The 19,103-nt window shown below is 68.9% G+C and carries 21 protein-coding genes; 2 read left to right on the top strand and 19 right to left on the bottom strand.

What is annotated here, in order from left to right:
* The first annotated feature begins 54 nt into the window (after window positions 1-54).
* Window positions 55-681, top strand: a complete 627-nt coding sequence (locus tag AC1RSK_RS19995) for a glutathione S-transferase family protein (protein WP_492909442.1) — start codon at window positions 55-57, stop codon at window positions 679-681.
* On the opposite strand, the gene AC1RSK_RS19990 is transcribed toward AC1RSK_RS19995, so the two are convergent.
* From AC1RSK_RS19990 to AC1RSK_RS19900, 19 genes are all read right to left on the bottom strand, one after another.
* Complete coding sequence (locus AC1RSK_RS19990) at window positions 678-1,454, bottom strand: alpha/beta fold hydrolase (RefSeq protein WP_492909441.1); 777 nt, start codon at window positions 1,452-1,454, stop codon at window positions 678-680. The two genes, AC1RSK_RS19995 and AC1RSK_RS19990, sit on opposite strands and share 4 nt — an antisense overlap.
* The gene (locus tag AC1RSK_RS19985; protein ID WP_492909440.1) at window positions 1,454-1,828 is read right to left on the bottom strand and encodes a VOC family protein; all 375 of its coding nucleotides are present in this window, start codon (window positions 1,826-1,828) and stop codon (window positions 1,454-1,456) included. The genes AC1RSK_RS19990 and AC1RSK_RS19985 overlap by 1 nt, the downstream gene beginning before the upstream one ends.
* Window positions 1,829-1,883: 55 nt before the next feature.
* Entirely contained in the window at window positions 1,884-2,705 is an 822-nt protein-coding gene (folP, locus tag AC1RSK_RS19980; RefSeq protein ID WP_492909439.1) for a dihydropteroate synthase, read from the bottom strand.
* A gap of 148 nt (window positions 2,706-2,853) precedes the next feature.
* Complete coding sequence (gene ftsH / locus AC1RSK_RS19975; protein WP_492909438.1) at window positions 2,854-4,749, bottom strand: ATP-dependent zinc metalloprotease FtsH; 1,896 nt, start codon at window positions 4,747-4,749, stop codon at window positions 2,854-2,856.
* A 37-nt stretch (window positions 4,750-4,786) separates the two neighbouring features.
* Window positions 4,787-6,124: a tRNA lysidine(34) synthetase TilS gene (gene tilS / locus AC1RSK_RS19970; protein WP_492909490.1), complete on the bottom strand. Its 1,338-nt coding sequence runs from the start codon at window positions 6,122-6,124 to the stop codon at window positions 4,787-4,789.
* Entirely contained in the window at window positions 6,121-6,999 is an 879-nt protein-coding gene (gene ybgF, locus AC1RSK_RS19965; protein ID WP_492909437.1) for a tol-pal system protein YbgF, read from the bottom strand. Before ybgF ends, tilS begins: the two co-directional genes overlap by 4 nt.
* 102 nt (window positions 7,000-7,101) lie before the next feature.
* Complete coding sequence (gene pal, locus AC1RSK_RS19960; RefSeq protein ID WP_492909436.1) at window positions 7,102-7,650, bottom strand: peptidoglycan-associated lipoprotein Pal; 549 nt, start codon at window positions 7,648-7,650, stop codon at window positions 7,102-7,104.
* 149 nt (window positions 7,651-7,799) lie between these two features.
* Window positions 7,800-9,098, bottom strand: a complete 1,299-nt coding sequence (gene tolB, locus AC1RSK_RS19955) for a Tol-Pal system beta propeller repeat protein TolB (RefSeq protein ID WP_492909435.1) — start codon at window positions 9,096-9,098, stop codon at window positions 7,800-7,802.
* A 67-nt stretch (window positions 9,099-9,165) separates the two neighbouring features.
* Entirely contained in the window at window positions 9,166-9,948 is a 783-nt protein-coding gene (locus tag AC1RSK_RS19950; protein ID WP_492909434.1) for an energy transducer TonB, read from the bottom strand.
* Window positions 9,949-9,968: 20 nt separating this feature from the next.
* Window positions 9,969-10,457 carry an ExbD/TolR family protein gene (locus tag AC1RSK_RS19945; protein ID WP_492909433.1) on the bottom strand — a complete coding sequence of 163 codons (489 nt, stop codon included), beginning with the start codon at window positions 10,455-10,457 and terminating at the stop codon, window positions 9,969-9,971.
* Between the two features lie 3 nt (window positions 10,458-10,460).
* Window positions 10,461-11,159: a protein TolQ gene (gene tolQ / locus AC1RSK_RS19940; protein ID WP_492909432.1), complete on the bottom strand. Its 699-nt coding sequence runs from the start codon at window positions 11,157-11,159 to the stop codon at window positions 10,461-10,463.
* Window positions 11,160-11,588: 429 nt separating this feature from the next.
* Complete coding sequence (gene ybgC, locus AC1RSK_RS19935) at window positions 11,589-12,041, bottom strand: tol-pal system-associated acyl-CoA thioesterase (protein WP_492909431.1); 453 nt, start codon at window positions 12,039-12,041, stop codon at window positions 11,589-11,591.
* A gap of 9 nt (window positions 12,042-12,050) precedes the next feature.
* Window positions 12,051-12,515, bottom strand: coding sequence for a hypothetical protein (locus tag AC1RSK_RS19930; protein ID WP_492909430.1), 465 nt, complete (start codon window positions 12,513-12,515; stop codon window positions 12,051-12,053).
* A 131-nt stretch (window positions 12,516-12,646) separates the two neighbouring features.
* On the bottom strand, window positions 12,647-13,051 hold the full coding sequence (locus tag AC1RSK_RS19925; RefSeq protein WP_492909429.1) for a hypothetical protein: 405 nt from the start codon (window positions 13,049-13,051) through the stop codon (window positions 12,647-12,649).
* The gene (gene ruvB, locus AC1RSK_RS19920) at window positions 13,048-14,088 is read right to left on the bottom strand and encodes a Holliday junction branch migration DNA helicase RuvB (protein WP_492909428.1); all 1,041 of its coding nucleotides are present in this window, start codon (window positions 14,086-14,088) and stop codon (window positions 13,048-13,050) included. Before ruvB ends, AC1RSK_RS19925 begins: the two co-directional genes overlap by 4 nt.
* Before the next feature lie 184 nt (window positions 14,089-14,272).
* Complete coding sequence (gene ruvA / locus AC1RSK_RS19915; protein WP_492909427.1) at window positions 14,273-14,884, bottom strand: Holliday junction branch migration protein RuvA; 612 nt, start codon at window positions 14,882-14,884, stop codon at window positions 14,273-14,275.
* Window positions 14,881-15,435: a crossover junction endodeoxyribonuclease RuvC gene (gene ruvC, locus AC1RSK_RS19910; protein WP_492909426.1), complete on the bottom strand. Its 555-nt coding sequence runs from the start codon at window positions 15,433-15,435 to the stop codon at window positions 14,881-14,883. Before ruvC ends, ruvA begins: the two co-directional genes overlap by 4 nt.
* Window positions 15,436-15,599: 164 nt before the next feature.
* Window positions 15,600-16,310 (bottom strand): MgtC/SapB family protein, encoded by a 711-nt coding sequence (locus tag AC1RSK_RS19905; RefSeq protein ID WP_492909425.1) that lies wholly within the window; start codon window positions 16,308-16,310, stop codon window positions 15,600-15,602.
* Between the two features lie 181 nt (window positions 16,311-16,491).
* On the bottom strand, window positions 16,492-17,235 hold the full coding sequence (locus AC1RSK_RS19900) for a YebC/PmpR family DNA-binding transcriptional regulator (protein ID WP_492909424.1): 744 nt from the start codon (window positions 17,233-17,235) through the stop codon (window positions 16,492-16,494).
* 114 nt (window positions 17,236-17,349) lie between these two features.
* Between AC1RSK_RS19900 and AC1RSK_RS19895 the strand changes: the two genes are divergently transcribed.
* The gene (locus tag AC1RSK_RS19895) at window positions 17,350-18,990 is read left to right on the top strand and encodes an MFS transporter (RefSeq protein WP_492909423.1); all 1,641 of its coding nucleotides are present in this window, start codon (window positions 17,350-17,352) and stop codon (window positions 18,988-18,990) included.
* The last annotated feature ends 113 nt before the right edge of the window (window positions 18,991-19,103 follow it).

Genomic DNA, 19,103 nt, shown 5'->3' with positions numbered 1-19,103 from the left:
TTTACCGCTGAGGGCGAGCAGCGGCTAACCTCGTGAAAACGCCAGGGAGGCCCCATGATCACCGTCCATCACCTCAACGAAAGCCGCTCGCAGCGCATCCTCTGGCTGCTGGAGGAGCTGGGCCTGCCCTACGAGATCAAGTTCTACAGCCGCGACACGACCACCCGCCTGGCCCCGCCGGAGCTGAAGGCGGTGCATCCGCTCGGCAAGAGCCCGGTGCTCACCGACGGCGACATGACGGTCATCGAGAGCGGCGCCATCATCGACTACATCGTCCGCCGCCACGCCGGCGGCCGCATGGCCCCCGATCCCTCGACGCCGGCCTATGACCACTACCAGCAGTGGCTGCACTACGCCGAGGGCAGCGCCATGCTGCCGCTGATGCTCAACATGTATGTCGGCCGCCTGGGCGAGGCCGCCGCGCCGCTCAGTCCCCGCATCGAGAGCGAGATCGCCAACCACCTGGGCTATGTCGAACAGAGCCTGGACGGCCGCGACTGGCTGCTGGGGTCCGAGCCGACCGGCGCCGACGCCCAGATGAGCTTCGTCCCCGAGGTCGCCAAGGCCATGGGCAAGCTGCCCAGCTATCCCAACATGGCCGCCTGGATCGACCGCATCCACGCCCGCCCGGCCTGGAAGCGCGGGCTGGAGAAGGGCGGGGAGTATCTGCTGGGGCGTTAGCCGAACGGATCGTCCAGGTAGCCATCCAGGAAGTCGAACACCGTCGCCTTCAGCATGGCGTGGGGGATGGCGTTGAAGTGGTCGCAGCCCTGCAGGGTGACGGCCTTGGCGCCGCGGATGTGGTCGGCCAGGCCCTGCGGGTCGCCGGCCAGTTCGTCGCGGGCTCCGGCGACGACCAGGGTCGGGGCCCTGATGAGGAACAGCTCGTCGGTGGTCAGGACCAGGCCTTCGGCCCGTGATGCGGCGGCCAGGGCCAATCGGTCCTCGCCCTGTTCGTCGGCGAAGTGGCGAAAGCTCTGCAGCATCGGCTCGGCAATGGCCGCCGGGTCGTCGGCCTCCATCGCCTGGCCCATGGCGTCATCGCGCGGCGAGGGGGTGAACAGCCGCTCGCCGATGCCGCCGACCACCAGGTGGCCGACCCGCTCCGGCGCGCTGATCGCCAGCGACAGGGCCAGCCGCGCGCCCATCGAATAGCCGACGACATCGGCCTGGCCGATCCCGAGGTGGTCCAGCAGCTCGGTCAGATCGGCGAGGCGCCGGGCGGGCGCGTAAGCGGCTGGGTCGTGCGGCTTGCCGCTGCGCCCATGGCCGCGCATGTCTGGCGCGATGACCCGCTGGCCCCGCCGTTCGAAGGCGTCGTACCAGCCGGTGCGCTTCCAGCCCTCGTCGCGGTTGGAAGCGAAGCCGTGGACCAGCAGGACGGGCTTGCCGCCGGGCGCCCCCGCGTCGTCGTAAGATATCGCAACGCCATCGCTGGCGGTGAAGTCGGCCATCAGTCCCCCTTGCCCGGCTGGAACAACTCGATCGCGTTGCCGGACGGATCCTCACACAAAGCCTGCGATCCCCCCGGACCGCTGACGATAGGGCCCCGGAACACAACCCCGGCGGCGGTCATCCTGGCCACCAGCCCGGCCAGGTCCTCGACCACCAGCACGATCCGGTTCCAGCCGCCAGGCGCCGGCTGGGCGCCGCTCTCGAGGGCCTTGCCGGCCGAGGATGACGGTCCCGCCAGCCACAGGTCCTGATCACCGCGCACGACGATGGCCATGGCCGGGCCAAACCGCTGGCGCACCTCGAAGCCGAGCGCGTCGGTGTAGAAGCCGACGGCTTCGGCCACGTCGCGGACCAGATATCGCGCGGTCGCCATTCGGCGTTCCTCCCTGACGATCAGAGTGCCGCCACAGGGTGGGCCGGTCCAGTGCCTAAGGTGAGTCTAGAATGGCCGCCTGAACGGCCAGCGCCTGCACCGTCTCGCGCACGTCGTGGACGCGCAACGCGGCCACGCCCGCCGCCGCGCCGGCCAGCGCCGCCGCCAGCGAGCCGCCCAGCCGGTCGCCGGCGTCCTTGCTCAGGGGATCGAGCGCGGCGATGAACCGCTTGCGGCTGGCCCCCAGCAGGATGGGATAGCCGGAGGCGGCCAGACGGGGCAGGGCGGCCAGCAGGGCGAGGTTGTGGGCGACCGTCTTGCCAAAGCCGATGCCGGGATCGAGCCAGATGTTGGTCCGGGCCACGCCGGCGGCGATGGCCGCCTCGGCGCGGGCCAGCAGGAAGGCCTCGACCTCGCCGACGACGTCGTCGTAGCGGGGATCGTCCTGCATGGTGCGCGGCTCGCCCTTCATGTGCATCAGCACCACCGTACAGCCGAGCTCGGCGGCGGCTGCAAGCGCGCCGGGGGCGGCGAGGGCGGCGACGTCGTTCCAGATCGAAGCCCCGGCCACCATGGCGGCGCGGGCGACGGCCGGCTTCATGGTGTCGATCGAGAGGGGGGTGGCGGTGCGGGCGCGCAGGCCTTGGATGACCGGCAGGACGCGGGCGATCTCCGCGTCCTCGCTGACCGCCGCCGCGCCGGGCCGCGTGGACTCGCCGCCGATGTCGAGGAGGTCGGCGCCGTCGGCGACCAGTTTCAGGCCGTGGGCGATGGCGGCCTCGGCGCTGTCATGCCGGCCGCCATCGGAGAAGCTGTCCGGCGTGACGTTGACGATACCCCAGACCTTGGGGCCCATGACGCGCGGGCGAACCGTCATCGCGCCTCCCTCCCCTTTATGGGGAGGGTGTCACGCGCAGCGTGACGGGTGGGGAAGTCGGATGCAGCGCGCTTTGTCACGTGAGTACCCCACCCTGACGGCTGCGCCGTCTGTCCCTCCCCATAAAGGGGAGGGAGGTCGAGGGGCATCACGCCGTGGCCGTTCCCGGCCTTGGCGACAGCGGCACCGAAACCGAGGGACCGCCGGGGCGGCGCTGCTCGGTGTCGTCGCGCTTGGGCTTGACGCCCTGCAGCAGGGCCGAGATCTCGTCGCCGCTGAGGGTTTCGTATTCCAGGAGGCCCTGGGCCAGGATCTCCAGGTCGCCGGCCTTCTCGGTCAGGATGCGGCGGGCCTCGTCGAGGCCTTCCTGCACCAGGCGCTTGACCTCGGCGTCGATCTTGCGGGCCGTTTCCTCAGAGACGTTCTGGGTCCGGGCCACGGAATGGCCGAGGAACACCTCTTCCTGGTTATCGCCATAGGCGACCGTGCCCAGTTCTTCGGAATAGCCCCATTGGGTGACCATGGCGCGGGCCAGGTTGGTCGCCGCCTTGATGTCGCTGCTGGCGCCGGAGGTGATGTTCTCCTTGCCGAAGATCTGCTCCTCGGCGACGCGGCCGGCCATCATGATCGCGAGGCGCGAGGTCATCTGGACGTACTTCATCGAGTAGCGGTCGCCCTCGGGCAGCTGCATGACCATGCCCAGGGCCCGGCCGCGCGGCACGATGGTGGCCTTGTGCACCGGGTCGGCGCTGGGGACGTTCATCGCCACGATGGCGTGGCCGCCCTCGTGGTAGGCGGTCAGGCGCTTTTCTTCCTCGTTCATGGCCATCGACCGGCGCTCGGCGCCCATCATGACCTTGTCCTTGGCGTGCTCGAAGTCGTGCATGGTGACCATGCGGCGGTTCTTGCGGGCGGCGGCCAGGGCGGCCTCGTTGACCAGATTGGCCAGGTCCGCGCCCGAGAAGCCGGGGGTGCCGCGGGCCAGGACCTTGACGTCGACATCGGCCGACAGCGGCACGTTGCGCATGTGGACGCGGAGGATCTTCTCGCGGCCGCCGACGTCGGGGTTGGGCACCACGACCTGGCGGTCGAAGCGGCCCGGACGCAGCAGGGCGGGGTCCAGCACGTCGGGGCGGTTGGTGGCGGCGATCAGGATGATGCCTTCGTTGGCCTCGAAGCCGTCCATCTCGACCAGCAGCTGGTTGAGGGTCTGCTCGCGCTCGTCGTTGCCGCCGCCCAGGCCGGCGCCGCGATGGCGGCCGACGGCGTCGATTTCGTCGATGAAAATGATGCAGGGGGCGTTCTTCTTGGCCTGCTCGAACATGTCGCGCACGCGGCTGGCGCCGACGCCGACGAACATCTCCACGAAGTCGGAGCCCGAGATGGTGAAGAAGGGCACGCCCGCCTCACCCGCGACGGCGCGGGCGATCAGCGTCTTACCGGTGCCGGGAGGGCCGACCAGCAGGGCGCCCTTGGGGATCTTGCCGCCCAGACGCTGGAACTTGGCCGGGTCCTTCAGGAAATCGACGATCTCCTGCAGCTCTTCCTTGGCCTCGTCGACGCCGGCCACATCGTCAAAGGTAATGCGGTTCTTGTTCTCGGTCAGCAGCCGGGCCTTGGACTTGCCGAAGCCCATGGCGCCGCGGGCGCCGCCCTGCATCTGGCGCATGAAGAAGATCCACACGCCGATCAGCAGCAGGATCGGCAGGGCGCTGGAGAGCACGCTCCAGATGCTGAACTTCTCGGCGCGCTGGAAGTTGACGTCGATGCCCTTGTCTTCCATGCGCTTGAGCAGGTCTTCGCTGGGCGGGGCGGTCGAATAGGTGACCTTGCCGTCGGCCGTGGTCAGCTTGGCGCGGCTGCCGGCGAAGTCGACCTTGCGGATCTCGCCGGAGTCGATCTTGTCGAGCATGGTCGAATAGGTGATGTCGCCACCAGGCTTGGCGCCGGCCGGGCCACGCACCGACTGGCCGCTCAGCACGCTGTAGATGCCGATCATCACGACGACGATGACGCCCCAGACCGCGAAATTCCGCAAATTCATGCTGTCTACTCAGGTCCGCAAAAAGGGTTGCAACACATCAATGTAGGACGCCGCCCCCGGGTTCGCCATGATCTGCGACCGGATGCGCATCCGCTTCCTTTGTGATCAGGCCCAGCGCCGCTTCGAAACGGGCCTGGACCAGCGACCGGATACGGACAGAGGGGCTAGCTGCAAGGATCGGGCAAGTCCAGAGCCCAGCGCCGTCAGTGATCAGCGGCAGGGCTCCGCGCGCGGCCGCCGGCAGGGTTTTCAGGGCGGTTTTCTCGGCCTTGGGCAGTTTCGCCGCATGTCCCCAAAGTGGTTGTACGGTAAGGCCCGGCGCGCTGGCGGTCAGTTCGAAACGGCCGTCGAACACGGCGGGTTCGTTTTGGCACAGGGCCAGGGGTGGCAAGGGGCGGCGCGACAATTCGCCGGTCTCCCGGGAGACGGTGATCTGGTCGCCGGCGGCTTCGATGCGGGCGCCGGCCAGGGTGGCGATCACATCCTCATGAGCCAGACGGGCGATGAGGGTGGTGAGCTGTTCTGTACGCGGCGGGGTGCTGGTTCCGGCGGCGCAGAGGCAGGCGGCGGACAGCACCTTGGCAGGTGCAGCGCGAGGCAGGGTGATCATTCCGGCTCGCTCGGCCGCCAGCTGCGAGGAGGCGGTGGCGACAGGCTGTCGTGGAGGCCGGTGAGCCCCCTCATCCGTCGGCTTCGCCGCCACCTTCTCCCGCGGGGGGAGAAGGGAGACCAGAGGCGAACTCACTGGGCGCCTGGCCCTGGCCCTTGCGTAGCGCATGTCCAGGTTGGCCGGGTCGTCGATCCAGCTGGCGCCACGCGCCGCCAGCCAGTCCTGCAGGTCTTCCCGTTCCAGCCCGAGCAACGGCCGCAGCACGAACACCCCCCGCCCCTCCGGCCAGGCCGGGGACGGACTCCATTCCCGCGCGTCCGGCACGGTCGAGCCCGCCGCCCGCATGGCGGCGCTTTCGCCAAGGTCGCTGGCGGTATGGCCCATCAGCAGGACGGTCGCCCCGGCCTCGCGGGCGGCGGATGCCAGCAGGGCGTGGCGGGCGGCGCGGGCGGCGGCGGGCAGGCCGGTCGCCGGCTTGGCGCCGGTCCAGACAAGGGTGCGGTGGGCGTGGCCGAGCTCGGCGGCCAGGACGGCGCAGCGCCTTGCCCAGGCGGCGCTGGCCGCCTGCAGACCATGGTCGACGGTCAGGGCGATGACAACGCGGCCGTTCAACCGCGCCCAGTCGCTGACCAGATGCAGCAGCGCCAGGGAGTCGGAGCCGCCGGACAGCGCCACGGCCAGCGGGGTGTCCCTGTGGCGCTCAAGCCGGTCGTCCAGAACGGCGGCGACCCGCTCGGCGAGGAGGTCGCGGACCTGGGCGGTCAGCCCGCGCACTTGGCCTGCGCGCGCACCGCCTGGGCCCGGGTGGTCACCCCGGCGGCGGCGTTGGGATAGCGGCGCGGCAGTTCGCCCAGCGCCTGGCAGGCGTCGGCCGGCAGCTTCTGGGCCACCAGGCTGCGGGCCAGCTCGACCACCGCGTCGGGGGCCCAGCTGGTCTTGGGCCAGCCGCGCACGGCGCCGAGGTAGGCGCTGGCGGCCTGGGCGTTGTCGCCGCGGGCGGTCAGGGTCTTGCCCAGCCAGTAGCGGGCTTCCGGGGCCTTGGGCGTATCGCCGAACTCGTCGACATAGCGGTCGAAGCTGCTCTCGGCGTTGGCGTAGTCGCCTTCGCTCATCTGCTTGCGGCCGAGCGCGAACAGTTCGTCGGGATCGATCGGCGTGTCGGCGACGGCGGCCTGTTCCTCGGTCGGCGAGGCGGCGGCGGCGGCTTCCAGGGCGGCCAGGCGGGTCTCCAGGCTGGCCAGACGGTCGCTGAGCAGCTTGTTGTTGGCCTCGGACGCAGCCAGCGCCTGCTTGGTGCGGTCCAGCTCCAGGCCCAGTTCCTCATTGCCGGCGTTGTTGCGGGTCAGGGTCTGTTCCAGGTCGCCGACGCGGTCGGTCAGGGTGGCGAGCATGGCCCCGGTCTCGGCGTCCTGCACCACCACCGGCTGGCCGCTGTCGCGGCCCTGGAAGACGATGGCGCGCAGCTCGCGGACCACCTTCTCCATCTTGTCGAGGCGGCGGACCGAACGGTCGTCCAGCGGGTCGGGCATCGGCGTCTGCGCCACGGCGGCGAAGTGGACCGAAACGGCGATCAGCACCGCCACGAAGGGGGCGGCCTTGAGGGAGGTGGCCCAACGAGAAGGGGGGAGCGTCGGCTTCATGGCGGGAAGTAGGTCCTGTGTCCGGCGTCAATATTGCGGCGAGGATACGAAAAAGGGGGCCGCGTGGGCGACCCCCTTTCCGCTGTTACCTGGCCAGGGCGCTTACAGCGCGCCGCTGGTGATGATCGTCTGGCCGTTGCGGTTCTGTTGGTAGGACTCTTCGTCCGTACCGGGGTTGATCGGCCGTTCCTTGCCGTTCGACAGGGTCATGATCCGGCTGGGCGAGACGCCGCGCGAGACCAGGTAGTCCTTGACGGCGTTGGAGCGGCGGCTGCCGAGGGCGAGGTTGTACTCGCGGGTGCCGCGTTCGTCGCAGTTGCCCTCGATGCGGATCGAGACGTTCGGATAGCGGCGCAGCCAGGCGGCCTGGGCGTCGAGCACCGGCATGGCGTCGCCGCGGATGTCGTAGCTGTCGAGGTCGAAGTAGACGAAGTCGCCGACGTTGATGATGAAGTCCTGGCTGGAGCCAGGGATCGGCCGGGTGTCCACCGGACCGGGGCCCTTCGGCGGCGTATAGGGCGTTTCCGGAGTCCCGCGCGGCGGATCGCCGGCGTTGGGATTGGGCTTTGGCTTCGTGGCGCAGGCGGCCAGAGAGGCGGCGGCTACGGCGACGAGCGCCAGTCTCAGGACGCTTTTGGCGTTGAAGCGCATCGGCTTCCTCCTTCGGCAGTTGTGTCGGGCCGATAGTGGCGCCGATCCTTGAACGCGTGCGACTTAAAACTTGAGGCCAGGCACACAATGCCGTGGGATTGCGACGTCTGGACCACAATTCATTTGGCGGTTGAACACTCTAGTCCTGATTAGTCCAACAGAGGCGACCACGCCGGGTCGGACCCCGAACCGCGATAAGGGGCCGGACGTAGAATGCGTCCGGTGATGTCGACGTTCCACAGCCGCGGCTCGCCGCCCCGGCCCTCGCGGAAGAACATCAGGACGCGGCCGTTGGGGGCCCAGGTCGGACCCTCGTCGAGATAGCTGGTGGTCAGGATGCGCTCGTCCGAGCCGTCCGGCTTCATCACCCCGATGTGGAAGACGCCGCCGGCCTGTTTGGTGAAGGCGATGAAGTCGCCCTTGGGGCTCCAGACCGGGGTGGTGTAGCGGCCACCGCCCCGGGAGATGCGGCGCACGCCTGAGCCGTCCGAGTTCATGACATAGAGCTGGGGTGAGCCACCGCGGTCGGAGTTGAAGACGATCTGGCCGCCGTTGGGCGAGAAGCTGCCGGAGGTATCGATGGCCGGGTCGCTGGTCAGCCGCGTCTGGGACCGGCTGCGCAGGTCCATCAGGTAGAGGTCGCTGTTCCCATTCTTCTCGACGCTGAACACCACCCGGTCGCCGCTGGGCGAAAAGCGCGGCGCGAAGACCATGCCGGCGAAGCGGCCCAGCGTCTCCTGGCGGCCGGTCGAGATGTTGAACAGGTAAATCGACGACCCGGTCGGCCGCAGGGCCATGTAGGTGATCTCCTGGCTGTTGGCCGAGAAGCGCGGGGTCATGACGATGTAGCTGCCGTCGGTCAGGTAGCTGTTGTTGGCCCCGTCCTGGTCCATGATCGACAGGCGTTTGACGCGCTTTCCGCGCGGGCCGCTCTCGGCGATGAAGACGACGCGGGTGTCGAAATAGCCGCTCTCGCCGGTCAGGCGCTGGTAGATCTGGTCGCTGATCTTGTGGGCCACCCGGCGCCAGTTCTCCGGCGTCGAGGTGAACTGCAGGCCGAGCAGCTGGGTCCCGGACCCGATGTCCCAGAGGCGGAAGTCGACCCGCAGGCGGCCGTCGCCCTCGGTGGTCACCTGGCCGTTGACCAGCACCTGGGTGTCGATGGTCTTCCAGGCCTCGAAGTTGGGCTGGATGGCGATGTCGAGGTTGCGCTCGGGGAAGGCGGCGGCCTCGACGGGCGCGAACAGGCCTGACTGCTCCAGATTGGCGCTGATCACCTGGGCGATGTCGCCGCCCCGGCCGCCGCTGAAGGCGGGGATGGCGATCGGCACCGGCTGGATGTTGCCCTGGTTGACGTCGACCTCGATCTGGGCGGCGGCGACGCCGGGCAGGGCGGCGGTCCCCATGACGAGGGCGCAGAGGGCGAAGAGCAGGTGGCGGAGAGTCATGACTGGCTCCTCGTGGCGCGGGACGGAACACCCTGCGGGGCGTCGGGGACGGGAATGAGGCGGAGGCTCATAGGGCACACGCCTTCTGGGCGTCGAAGTTGAGGGTCAGGCTGTCGCCGGAGAGTTCGGGCGGCATGTTCTTGAATGGCTGGGCGCGGTTGATGGCCAGGACGGCGCGGGTCTCGCCGGCGCTGACCAGCTGGGGATCGGCGCCGGAGCTGCGGACGATCTGCGGCTCGCCCATGACGCGGCCCGATTGTGACAGCACGACCTTGACCGACACCTTCACCGAGCGGCCGCCTTCGACGAAGCAGTTGGGCCGCCAGTATTTGTAGAGGTCGGCCAGCAGGCCCTGCAGCCACTCGCCGCTCGGTCCGCCGCCGACGGCGCCCTTGGGCTGCGGCTTGGGCGAGGTGGAGGGCCGGGGCGGGCCCTTCTGGCCGCCGCCCTTGGGCTGGCCGCCGCCGGCCTTTTCCAGCCGCTTCTGCAGGTCGTCGAAATCGAGGTTGGCCTGTTTCTTGGGGGTGGGAGACGGCGTCGGCTTGGCCTTCTCCTGGGCCTTGGCGGGCACGGGGGCCGGTGTCGGAATGGGTTCGGGGGCCGGCGGTGCGACCGGCTCGGGCGGCAGTTCGGGGATCGGCTCTTCGGTCAGGGCGTCCAGTTCCTCGGGGCCCTGCTGGCTCTTGCGCAGCTCGGCCGGGCCGTCGGTGACGATGGTCACCGGCACGGCGCCGAAGTTGATCGGCTTGGACTGATGGGGCCAGGCGAACAGGGCGAGCGCGGCCACGCCCAGGTGGACGACCACCGAGGCGATCAGGGCCGGCGCAAGCTGTCGGCGCTCGCGGGCCATGAATCAGGCGCGTCCAGGTATCATTCGGCCGCCGCTTCCGGCTTGGGACCGCTGGTCGGGCCGCCGGTGTCGGTGATCAGGTTGATCTTGCTGAAGCCGCCGGTGCTCAGGGCCGCCATCACCTGGGCGACCACCTCGTAGGAGGCCAGGCCATCGGCCCGGACATAGACCGGCCGTTCGAAGTTCTCGTTCGACAGGGCCGCCAGCCGCGCCTTGAGGGCGCCGAACGGCACCTCCTCCTCGCCGACGAAAAGCTTGCCGTCCCGCTTGACCGTCAGGGTCAGGGGCTCGGACTGGTCCTGCAGCGAGCCGGCCTCGGTCTTGGGCAGCTCGATCGAGACGCCGCTGGTCAGGAGCGGGGCGGAGATCATGAAAATGATCAGCAGCACCAGCATGACGTCGACCAGGGGGGTGACGTTGATCTCCGACAGCGCGCCGCGCCGGCCGCGGCCCCGCCGGCGACGCCGGCCACCGCCCGCCCCGAAGGCGTCGTTGGACGATAGCGCCATCGCCTAGACCTTCTCGGCCAGGCGGCGCTGGATGGCGGTCGACAGGTCGTCCGCGAAGCCTTCCAGACGGGCGGCGAACTTGCCGGCGTCGGTCGAGAACTTGTTGTAGGCGATGTAGGCGGGAATTGCCGCGATCAGGCCCAGGGCCGTGGCGAACAAGGCTTCCGCGATGGCCGGGGCAACCACCGGCAGCGAGGTGTTCTGCTCCAGGGCGATGTTCTTGAAGGCGTTCATGATGCCCCAGACCGTGCCGAACAGGCCGATGAAGGGGCTGGCGGTGGCGACGATGGCCAGGGTGCCCAGGCCCTCTTCGGCCTTCTGGCTCTCGCGGGCGATGTTGCTGTCGAGCACCCTGTCGATGCGCTGGATCAGGAGCGCCGTCTGGGTGTCGCCGATGGCCCCTTTGGCGCGGGTGTCGCGCCATTCACGCAGGGCGGCGTTCAGCAGACGCGGCAGGGGGTGTTTGGAATTGCCGGCCTCCTGAGCGATCTCCTCCAGCGGCCGGCCCGAGCCGACCTTGTCCTCGAAGGCGTTGGCCTGGCGGTTGAGGCCGCCGAAACGGACGAACTTGTCGATGATCACCGCCCAGCTGACCAGGGAGGCGACGGCCAGGCCGACCATGACGCCCTTGATGACCCAGTCGGCCTTGAGGAACAGGGCGATGAAGGAGAAGCTGTCGGCCGTGACGGCGTGCGGTTCCATGCGTTCAGGGCTCCCCCGAGGTCAGTGTCGTCTTACCCGCATCATCTGCGCGGCTTTGGTGACAATAAGGCGTCGAAAAGACATGTGCCCTAGTGGTTAACCAGCTGTGACCGGAATGCACGCGGGCTCGTCGGTTGCGTGCAAAATCCGCCCTGTTCAGGCCGGTGGCGCGGGCGGCCGCTATCGAAGCGGACCCACATTATACCGCCCGCGTCGCGGGTCAGCGACCGATTGCGCCCAGGTCGTTGAAAAACCTGTCTTTTCGGGGTTGATCGGGGCGCGTCGAATGTGGCCTCGGGCGTAGGTCGGCCTGTTGGCCGGCTGTTGCCGTCCGTGGGTCGCCTGGAGGTCGCGCAAGGCTACAGCCGGGCGAAAACCGGCGCGCGCCGGTTTCCGCCGCAGAATCCTCGAAAATGAATATGTCTAGACTTATTCAGGTGCGAACCAGGGCCTCAGCTTGTCGGCCATCCCCGGCGGCGGCTTGGAGGGGCGGCCGTCGAGACGGATGCAGGCGGCGTGAACGGCGGCCTGGGCGATCAGGTCGTCGCCGCGGGTGATGGTCTGACTGATGAACAGGCGGGGGCCTTTGACGGCGTCGTAGGTGGTGCGGACCACCAGGGCGTCGTCGATGCGGGCAGGGCGCTTGAAGTCGATCTCCATGCGGGTGACGACGAAGGCGATGGGGGTTTCGCCGTCGAGCAGGTCGCTGTGCGACACCCCGGCCATGCGCAGGAAGTCGCTGCGGCCGCGCTCGAAATAGCGGCTGTAGTTGGCGTGGTAGACGACGCCGGTGAAGTCGGTGTCCTCGTAATAGACCCGCACGGGCAGGCGGTGCTCGCGGCCGGCGAACAGGCCGGCGGTGGGTTCGGGGAGGTCGCTCATCGGGGCTCTTCAGGCTGGTGTCGCCTCCGTCATAAGGGCGAGGCGCTCGATGAGGAAGGCATGGTCTCGCGCCGGGTCGCCGCGGCCCAGCAGAAAGGCCAGCACCACGCCGCTGAGCAGCAGCGGCGGCAGGATCAGCAGCGGCCACCACCGCTCCAGCAGGCCGCCGGCCACGGCGAAGACGCTGAAGATGCCGACGATGGCGACCAGCAGCCCGAACCAGCCGCCGGCCAGCAGGGCGGCCAGGGGATGCAGGCCCCGGCGGCAGATCAGGGTGGTGGCCGAGCCGTGGCGGAGAAGGCTGACGTCCAGGCAGACGCGGAACGGGCTGCGCCAGCGCACCCGGCGGCGCAGGCTGGCGTAGAGCGGGCCGACATCGCCGATGACGGCCTTGGTCCCGAACACCTTCCACGGGCTATCGATGCCGGCCCGCAGGCGGTCGATGCAGGTCGGTTGATCCAACGGCGAGTGCAAACGCGTCTCCGGGATCAGGGCGGGGTGGATGGGAGATATGACACGAACTCGAGACAGCCTGGTCCCGCTACAATCGGAAATGGAGCGCCAAAGTTCCCTGAGGTGAGGGTTGAATGGCCCGTTTTGGGGCCTTATCGGGTCCGGATGCCTTCCGGCTCGGCGGCGCATTGAGCGAGTACGGCTTGCTCATGCGGCGGCAGGGTGTCGCCTTCGGCGATCAGATGGCCGGGCTTGCCCTTACGGTGCGCGAAGAGCAGCGGCGCCTTGCCAGGCCGGGCCAGGAGGCCGCAGGTGGCGTGGTTGAGTTCCTCATGGATCTCGATTTCCCAGAGGCGCTGGGCGACGGCCCGCTGTCCGAACCGCTGAACGAGGGCGGCGGCGGCTTGGCCGCCGTAGTCGCGCTCCTGCGCCTCATTTTCGGCTTCCGAACGCAGGAGCAACCAGACGACACCACCCAGCACCAGGCCCGAGACCGCAAGGCCGAGCACCGTGCCGATCACGATGCCGATGGTGATCGGGCGCAACAGGCGGATCATTCCTCGAACAATGTCCCCTGCGCCTTGAGGATCAGGCCGGGCGGCGTCGGCGGTTCGCTGAGGCCCAGATGCAGGTAGGCCTTGCCGCAGGCGACGCGGCCGCGCGGGGTGCGCTGGATGAAGCCCTGCTGCATCAGATAGGGCTCGATGACGTCCTCGACGGCGTCGCGGGCCTCGGCGATGGCATAGGCCAGGGTTTCGACCCCGGCCGGGCCGCCGTTGTAGTGCTCGATCAGAGCCCGCAGGTAGCGGCGGTCGAGGCTGTCGAGGCCATGCTCGTCGACCTCGAGGCGGGCCAGGGCCCGGGCGGCGTGCTTCTGGTCGATGACCTCGGCCCCGTCGGCGGCGGCGAAGTCGCGGACCCGGCGCAGCAGGCGACCGGCGACGCGCGGCGTGCCGCGGGAGCGGGCGGCGATCTCGGCGGCGCCGTCGTCGCTGACGGCGATGCCCATGCGGCGGGAGGCGTGGTCGATGACCAGTTTCAGCTCGGCCTGGGTGTAGAACTCCAGGCGGATGGGGATGCCGAAACGGTCGCGCAGGGGGGTGGCCAGCAGGCCGGCGCGGGTGGTGGCGGCGACCAGGGTGAAGGGGGCCAGGTCGATGCGGATCGAGCGGGCCGAGGGGCCTTCGCCGATGACCAGGTCGAGCACCTGGTCCTCCATGGCCGGGTAGAGGATTTCCTCGACGTTGCTGCTCAGGCGGTGAATCTCGTCGATGAACAGAACGTCGTTGGGTTCCAGGTTGGTCAGGATGGCGGCCAGGTCGCCGGCCTTGGCCAGGACGGGTCCGCTGGTGGCGCGGAAGTTGACCCCCAGTTCGCGGGCGACGATCTGGGCCAGCGTGGTCTTGCCCAGGCCCGGCGGACCGAACAGCAGCACGTGGTCGAGCGGCTCGCCGCGGGCCCGGGCGGCGTCGATGAAGACCTTGAGATTGCCCTTGGCCTGCTGCTGGCCGACGAACTCGGCCAGGGTCTGGGGCCGCATGGCCTTGTCGGGGCCCTCGGCGGGGGCTTCGGAGGGGGAAACGATGCGGGTCATGCGACCTCCCTCCCCGAATGGGGAGGGCAGGCGCGCGTTGCGCGCCGGGTGGGGCAGTGGGTCACTAGCGCCCGCCGGTTAGGCTTCTCAGTGGGTCCTCGGCGCGGCCGGCGGCCGACTGCCCCACCCGACGCGCGTAACCGCGCGTCTGCCCTCCCCATTCGGGGAGGGAGGTAAGGGGCGCTCAACGCCCCAACTCCTGCAGGCCGGCTTTGATGAGGGCCGACACGTTCGCGTCTTCGCCCAGCCGCAGCGAGGCCTGTTCAATCACCCGGCGGGCCATTGGCTCGGCGACGCCGAGGCCCATTAAGGCCGAGACCGCTTCACCCGCGGCGCTAGGCGCCACGGCCCGGGGGGCGGCGGTGTTGGGGGCGAAGATGGCCGGGCCGTCGCTGATCGGCTTGTCCTTCAGCTCGGTGACGATGCGCTGGGCGAGCTTCGGCCCCACCCCGTTGGCGCGGCCGATCAGGGCCTTGTCGTCGCGGGCGATGGCCCCGGCCAGCTCGGCCGGGGAGGCGACGTCGAGCACGGCCATGGCCGCCTTGGGGCCGACGCCCTGGATGGCGCGCAGCAGGACGAAGGCGCGGCGCTCGTCGCGGGCCAGGAAGCCGTAGAGCTGCGGGCCGATCTGCTCGCTCCAGGGGTTTTCGGTGTGCAGCACCGTCTCTTCGCCCACCGGGGGGAGGCGGCTCAGGGTGCGCGCCCCGCAGCGGACGACATAGCCGACGCCGCCGACATCGATCAGGCACTCGTCTTCGCCGATCTCGGCGACGATGCCGCGCAGGCGGCCGATCATGCGACCCTCCCCAAGTCTTTTCTGGCGAGGGCTTTCCGAAGGCTGTGGTGGGTGACCTGGCCGATGGCTCTCGCCTTGCGGGCGTGGGCATGGGCGATGGCGACGGCCAGGGCGTCGGCGGCGTCGGCCGTGGCCCCGCCGGCGGTCGGGAGAAGCCGGGCGATCATGTAGGCGACCTGGGTCTTGTCGGCCCCGCCGGTGCCGACCACCGACTTCTTGACCTCCTTGGCCGAGTATTCGGCGACCAGCAGCCCGGCCTTGGCTGGGGCGATCATGGCGGCGGCGCGGGCGTGGCCGAGCTTCAGGGTCGACTGGGCGTTGGTGTTGAGGAAGGTCTCCTCGACCGCCGCCTCATGCGGGCCGTAGGTCTCGATGACGCCGGTGATGCCCTCGAACAGGCAGAGCAGGCGGTCGGAGAAGGGAGCCTTGTCGTCGGGCGAGATCACCCCGTGCGCGACCCAGCTCAGCCGCGAGCCATCGACGTCGATGACGCCCCAGCCGGTCTTTCGTAGGCCCGGATCGAGCCCGAGGAGTCGGATCGTGTTCGCCATATGTTTCCCTACATTGGCGACGAGTCTGAAGAAAGTGCAAACGCGCTTTGGCAGCGGGGCGGGAAATCCGGGGACACTATATAGATTTCCGTTTGATGGCGGCGCAGCGTCGAGAGGCCCGGCCGGAAATCTATATAGTGTCCCCGGATTTCCTTCACCGGCGGCTAGTGGTTCCTGGGCGCGATCTCGAATTCCACGACATTGCGGTTCTGGCGCAGCATGGCGGCCAGTTCGTCCATTTTTTCGCGGCTCTTGGCCCGGACGGTGGCGCCGTGCTCGATCAGGCTGCCCTTCTTCATCAGGCGGTGGCTGAAGGGGGCCGGGTCGAGGCCCAGTTCGAGGATCTGGCGGCGCAGTTCGGCGGTGTCGGGGGCCGAGTCGCGGGCGTAGCGGATGGTCACCTCGGCCAGCGCCTGCTGCGGCAGCCAGCGGTCGATGGCCCGAAAGGTGTTGAGGATGATCAGGGCCAGCACCGTGCCGCCGATGGCGACGCTCCAGAAACCGACGCCGTAGAGGATGCCCAGCGCCGAGGTGATCCAGATCGAGGCCGCCGTGGTCAGGCCGTGGACCGTGAAGCCCTCGCGAAAGATGACGCCGCCGCCGAGGAAGCCGACGCCGGTCAGGATGCCGTGGCTCATGCGCACCGGGTCGATGCGGATGACGTCATGCGGGGTGCTGCCGCCGGCCCAGGCGAACTGGTGGTTGGCCGCCACCATCAGCATGGCGCTGGTCAGGCAGAGCAGGGCGTGGGTGCGGAACCCCGCCGGCTGGCCGCGATGGCCGCGTTCGACGCCGATCAGGCTGCCGGCGACCAGGGCCCCCAGCAGTGGCAGGAAATACTCGGGATGAAAGACCCGAGCGTCGAAAAAATCCATCGCAAACCCCTCCGGGAGCGGATCATTCACCCGTTCGGGGAGGTTGGAAATAGTTTTGTGATTCCGGGGACATGTTCGGATTTCGCAGAAATCCGTACGTGTCCCCTCTTGCGGTTTCGCGTGGTCCGAAGAAGAGGGGACACGTACGATTTGCTGGGCAAATCGAACATGTCCCCGGCTGTTACCCCAGCTTGGCCAGGTCCTCGTCGCTGATGTCGAAGTTGGCGTAGACGTTCTGGACGTCGTCCTCGTCATCGAGGGTGTCGATCAGCTTCATGATCGTCGCCACGGCGTCGCCCTCGACAGGGGTCAGCGACTTGGGGCGCCAGGTGATGGCGGTGGTCTTGGGATCGCCCAGCTGGGCGGTCAGGGCGTCGACCACGGCCGAGAGGTCCTCGAAGGCGGTCCAGATGACGTGGCTTTCCTCGTCGGACTCGACGTCCTCGGCCCCGGCCTCGATGGCCGCCTCCATGACCGCGTCCTCGCTGCCGGCCTTGGCCGGGTAGGTGATCTGGCCCATGCGGTCGAACATGAAGGCCACCGAGCCGGTCTCGCCCAGGGCCCCGCCGTTCTTGGAGAAGATCGAGCGGACGTTGGCGGCGGCGCGGTTGCGATTATCGGTCAGGGCCTCGACGATGACGCCGACGCCGCCGGGGCCGAAGCCCTCGTAGCGGATTTCCTCATAGCTGTCGGCGTCGCCCATCTGACTCTTCTTGATGGCGCGGTCGATGACGTCCTTGGGCAGGCTCTCGGCCTTGGCGTTGTTCACCGCCAGGCGCAGGCGCGGGTTCATCGCCGGGTCGGGCATGCCGGACTTGGCGGCGACGGTGATCTCGCGCGACAGTTTGGAGAACAGCTTGGACCGGGCGGCGTCGGCGCGGCCCTTGCGGTGCATGATGTTCTTGAATTTTGAGTGGCCGGCCATGCTCGGTCTTCTGTCTGGGTAGGAATTGAAGGAGGGGCGTTCTAGCCTTGGAATAGGCCCCTGTCATCCGGCAGTGGATTTATGGTAGCGGTACCAAAAACCAGGGGAGTGGGGATGAGCGGGAAACGGACGGGCGGCGGACACGCCATGGTCATCGGCGGGGCGTCGGCCGGGACCATCTTCGAGTGGTACGATTTCTACCTGTACGGCTCCCTGGCCGGTTTCATCTCCAAACATTTCTTCAGCGGGGTCAACGAGACCACCGGCTACATCTTCGCCCTGCTGGCCTTCGCGGCAGGCTTCTTCGTGCGGCCGTTCGGCGCCGTGGTGTTCGGGCGGCTCGGCGACCTGTGGGGGCGCAAGAACACCTTCCTGGTCACCATGCTGTTGATGGGCGGCTCGACCTTCGTGGTCGGGCTGCTCCCGGGCTACGCGACCATCGGGGTGGCGGCGCCGATCCTGCTGGTGCTGATGCGCCTGATCCAGGGCCTGGCCCTGGGCGGCGAGTACGGCGGGGCGGCGACCTATGTCGCCGAGCATGCGCCGCCGGGGAAGCGGGGCCTCTACACCAGCTTCATCCAGACCACGGCGACGCTTGGCCTGTTCCTGTCGCTGATCGTCATCCTGGGCGTGCGCGGCCAGACCGGCGAGGACGCCTTCGCCGCCTGGGGCTGGCGGATTCCGTTCCTGGCCTCGATCCTGCTCCTGGGCGTGTCGCTGTGGATCCGCCTGCGGCTCAATGAGAGCCCGGTGTTCCAGAAGATGGTCGACGAGGGGCGGGCGGCCAAGAAACCGCTCAGCGAGGCCTTCGCCAATGGCAAGAACCTCAAGCTGGTCATCCTGGCCCTGGTCGGGCTGACCGCCGGCCAGGCGGTGGTCTGGTACACCGGCCAGTTCTACGCCCTGTTCTTCCTGGAGAAGACGCTGAAGGTCGACGGGGCCCTGACCAACAGCCTGGTGGCCATCTCGCTGCTGATGGGCACGCCCTTCTTCATCGTCTTCGGCTGGCTGTCGGACCGCATCGGGCGCAAGCCGGTGATTCTGGCCGGCTGCCTGATCGCGGCGATCAGCATCTTCCCGCTGTTCAAGACCCTGACCGTGGCCGCCAATCCGGCCCTGGCGGCGGCGACGGCCAGCGCGCCGGTCAAGGTGGTGGCCGATCCGGCCGCCTGCGCCTTCCAGTTCGACCCGGTCGGCAAGACCGCCTTCACCAACAGCTGCGACGTCGCCAAGTCGGCCCTGGCCTCGGCCGGGGTGAACTATGAGAACGTCGCCGCCCCGGCCGGGACGTTGGCGGTGGTCGAGGTCGGCGGGGTGAAGGTGCCGTCGTTCGAGGGCGCCGGCATGCCGGCCAAGGCCTTCACCGCCGCCCAGACGGCCTGGCGCAAGGAGCTGGGCGCGGCCCTGAGCGCCGCCGGCTATCCGGCCAAGGCCGACTCCGCCAAGGTCGACAAACCGATGGTGGTGGCGGTGCTGTTCGCCCTCGTCCTGCTGGTGACCATGGTCTACGGGCCGATCGCCGCGGCCCTGGTCGAGATGTTCCCGGCCCGCATCCGCTACACCTCGATGAGCCTGCCCTACCATGTCGGCAATGGCTGGTTCGGCGGCTTCCTGCCGACCACGGCCTTCGCCATGGTCGCCGCCACGGGCAACATCTACTACGGGCTCTGGTACCCGGTGGTGGCGGCGGCGGCGACGGCGGTGATCGGCTGGCTGTTCATCAAGGAGATGAAGGGCGCCGATATCGATCAGTGAGGGCGCGATGATCGACCTCCCTCCCCTTTATGGGGAGGGACAGCGCGCGTAGCGCGCAGGGTGGGGTACTCGCGTTCAAGCGCTGACCGCCGTGGTTGTGAGATTGCCAAGAC

It is taken from the genome of Caulobacter sp. GW821-FHT11A05 (assembly GCF_058809015.1).
Note: the sequence above shows the minus strand (reverse complement) of the source record. Positions and strands in the feature narration are given on the sequence as shown.

What these genes read in the sequence shown, in the direction of transcription:
- ruvA (WP_492909427.1), bottom strand. Translation starts at nt 14,884, where the DNA reads ATGATCGGCCGCCTGCGCGGCATCGTCGCCGAGATCGGCGAAGACGAG.
- pal (WP_492909436.1), bottom strand. Translation starts at nt 7,650, where the DNA reads ATGCGCTTCAACGCCAAAAGCGTCCTGAGACTGGCGCTCGTCGCCGTA.
- AC1RSK_RS19985 (WP_492909440.1), bottom strand. Translation starts at nt 1,828, where the DNA reads ATGGCGACCGCGCGATATCTGGTCCGCGACGTGGCCGAAGCCGTCGGC.
- folP (WP_492909439.1), bottom strand. Translation starts at nt 2,705, where the DNA reads ATGACGGTTCGCCCGCGCGTCATGGGCCCCAAGGTCTGGGGTATCGTC.
- ybgC (WP_492909431.1), bottom strand. Translation starts at nt 12,041, where the DNA reads ATGAGCGACCTCCCCGAACCCACCGCCGGCCTGTTCGCCGGCCGCGAG.
- AC1RSK_RS19925 (WP_492909429.1), bottom strand. Translation starts at nt 13,051, where the DNA reads ATGATCCGCCTGTTGCGCCCGATCACCATCGGCATCGTGATCGGCACG.
- ruvB (WP_492909428.1), bottom strand. Translation starts at nt 14,088, where the DNA reads ATGACCCGCATCGTTTCCCCCTCCGAAGCCCCCGCCGAGGGCCCCGAC.
- tolB (WP_492909435.1), bottom strand. Translation starts at nt 9,098, where the DNA reads ATGACTCTCCGCCACCTGCTCTTCGCCCTCTGCGCCCTCGTCATGGGG.
- AC1RSK_RS19995 (WP_492909442.1), top strand. Translation starts at nt 55, where the DNA reads ATGATCACCGTCCATCACCTCAACGAAAGCCGCTCGCAGCGCATCCTC.
- AC1RSK_RS19950 (WP_492909434.1), bottom strand. Translation starts at nt 9,948, where the DNA reads ATGGCCCGCGAGCGCCGACAGCTTGCGCCGGCCCTGATCGCCTCGGTG.
- AC1RSK_RS19900 (WP_492909424.1), bottom strand. Translation starts at nt 17,235, where the DNA reads ATGGCCGGCCACTCAAAATTCAAGAACATCATGCACCGCAAGGGCCGC.
- AC1RSK_RS19945 (WP_492909433.1), bottom strand. Translation starts at nt 10,457, where the DNA reads ATGGCGCTATCGTCCAACGACGCCTTCGGGGCGGGCGGTGGCCGGCGT.
- AC1RSK_RS19895 (WP_492909423.1), top strand. Translation starts at nt 17,350, where the DNA reads ATGAGCGGGAAACGGACGGGCGGCGGACACGCCATGGTCATCGGCGGG.
- ruvC (WP_492909426.1), bottom strand. Translation starts at nt 15,435, where the DNA reads ATGGCGAACACGATCCGACTCCTCGGGCTCGATCCGGGCCTACGAAAG.
- AC1RSK_RS19990 (WP_492909441.1), bottom strand. Translation starts at nt 1,454, where the DNA reads ATGGCCGACTTCACCGCCAGCGATGGCGTTGCGATATCTTACGACGAC.
- AC1RSK_RS19905 (WP_492909425.1), bottom strand. Translation starts at nt 16,310, where the DNA reads ATGGATTTTTTCGACGCTCGGGTCTTTCATCCCGAGTATTTCCTGCCA.
- tolQ (WP_492909432.1), bottom strand. Translation starts at nt 11,159, where the DNA reads ATGGAACCGCACGCCGTCACGGCCGACAGCTTCTCCTTCATCGCCCTG.
- ybgF (WP_492909437.1), bottom strand. Translation starts at nt 6,999, where the DNA reads ATGAAGCCGACGCTCCCCCCTTCTCGTTGGGCCACCTCCCTCAAGGCC.
- ftsH (WP_492909438.1), bottom strand. Translation starts at nt 4,749, where the DNA reads ATGAATTTGCGGAATTTCGCGGTCTGGGGCGTCATCGTCGTCGTGATG.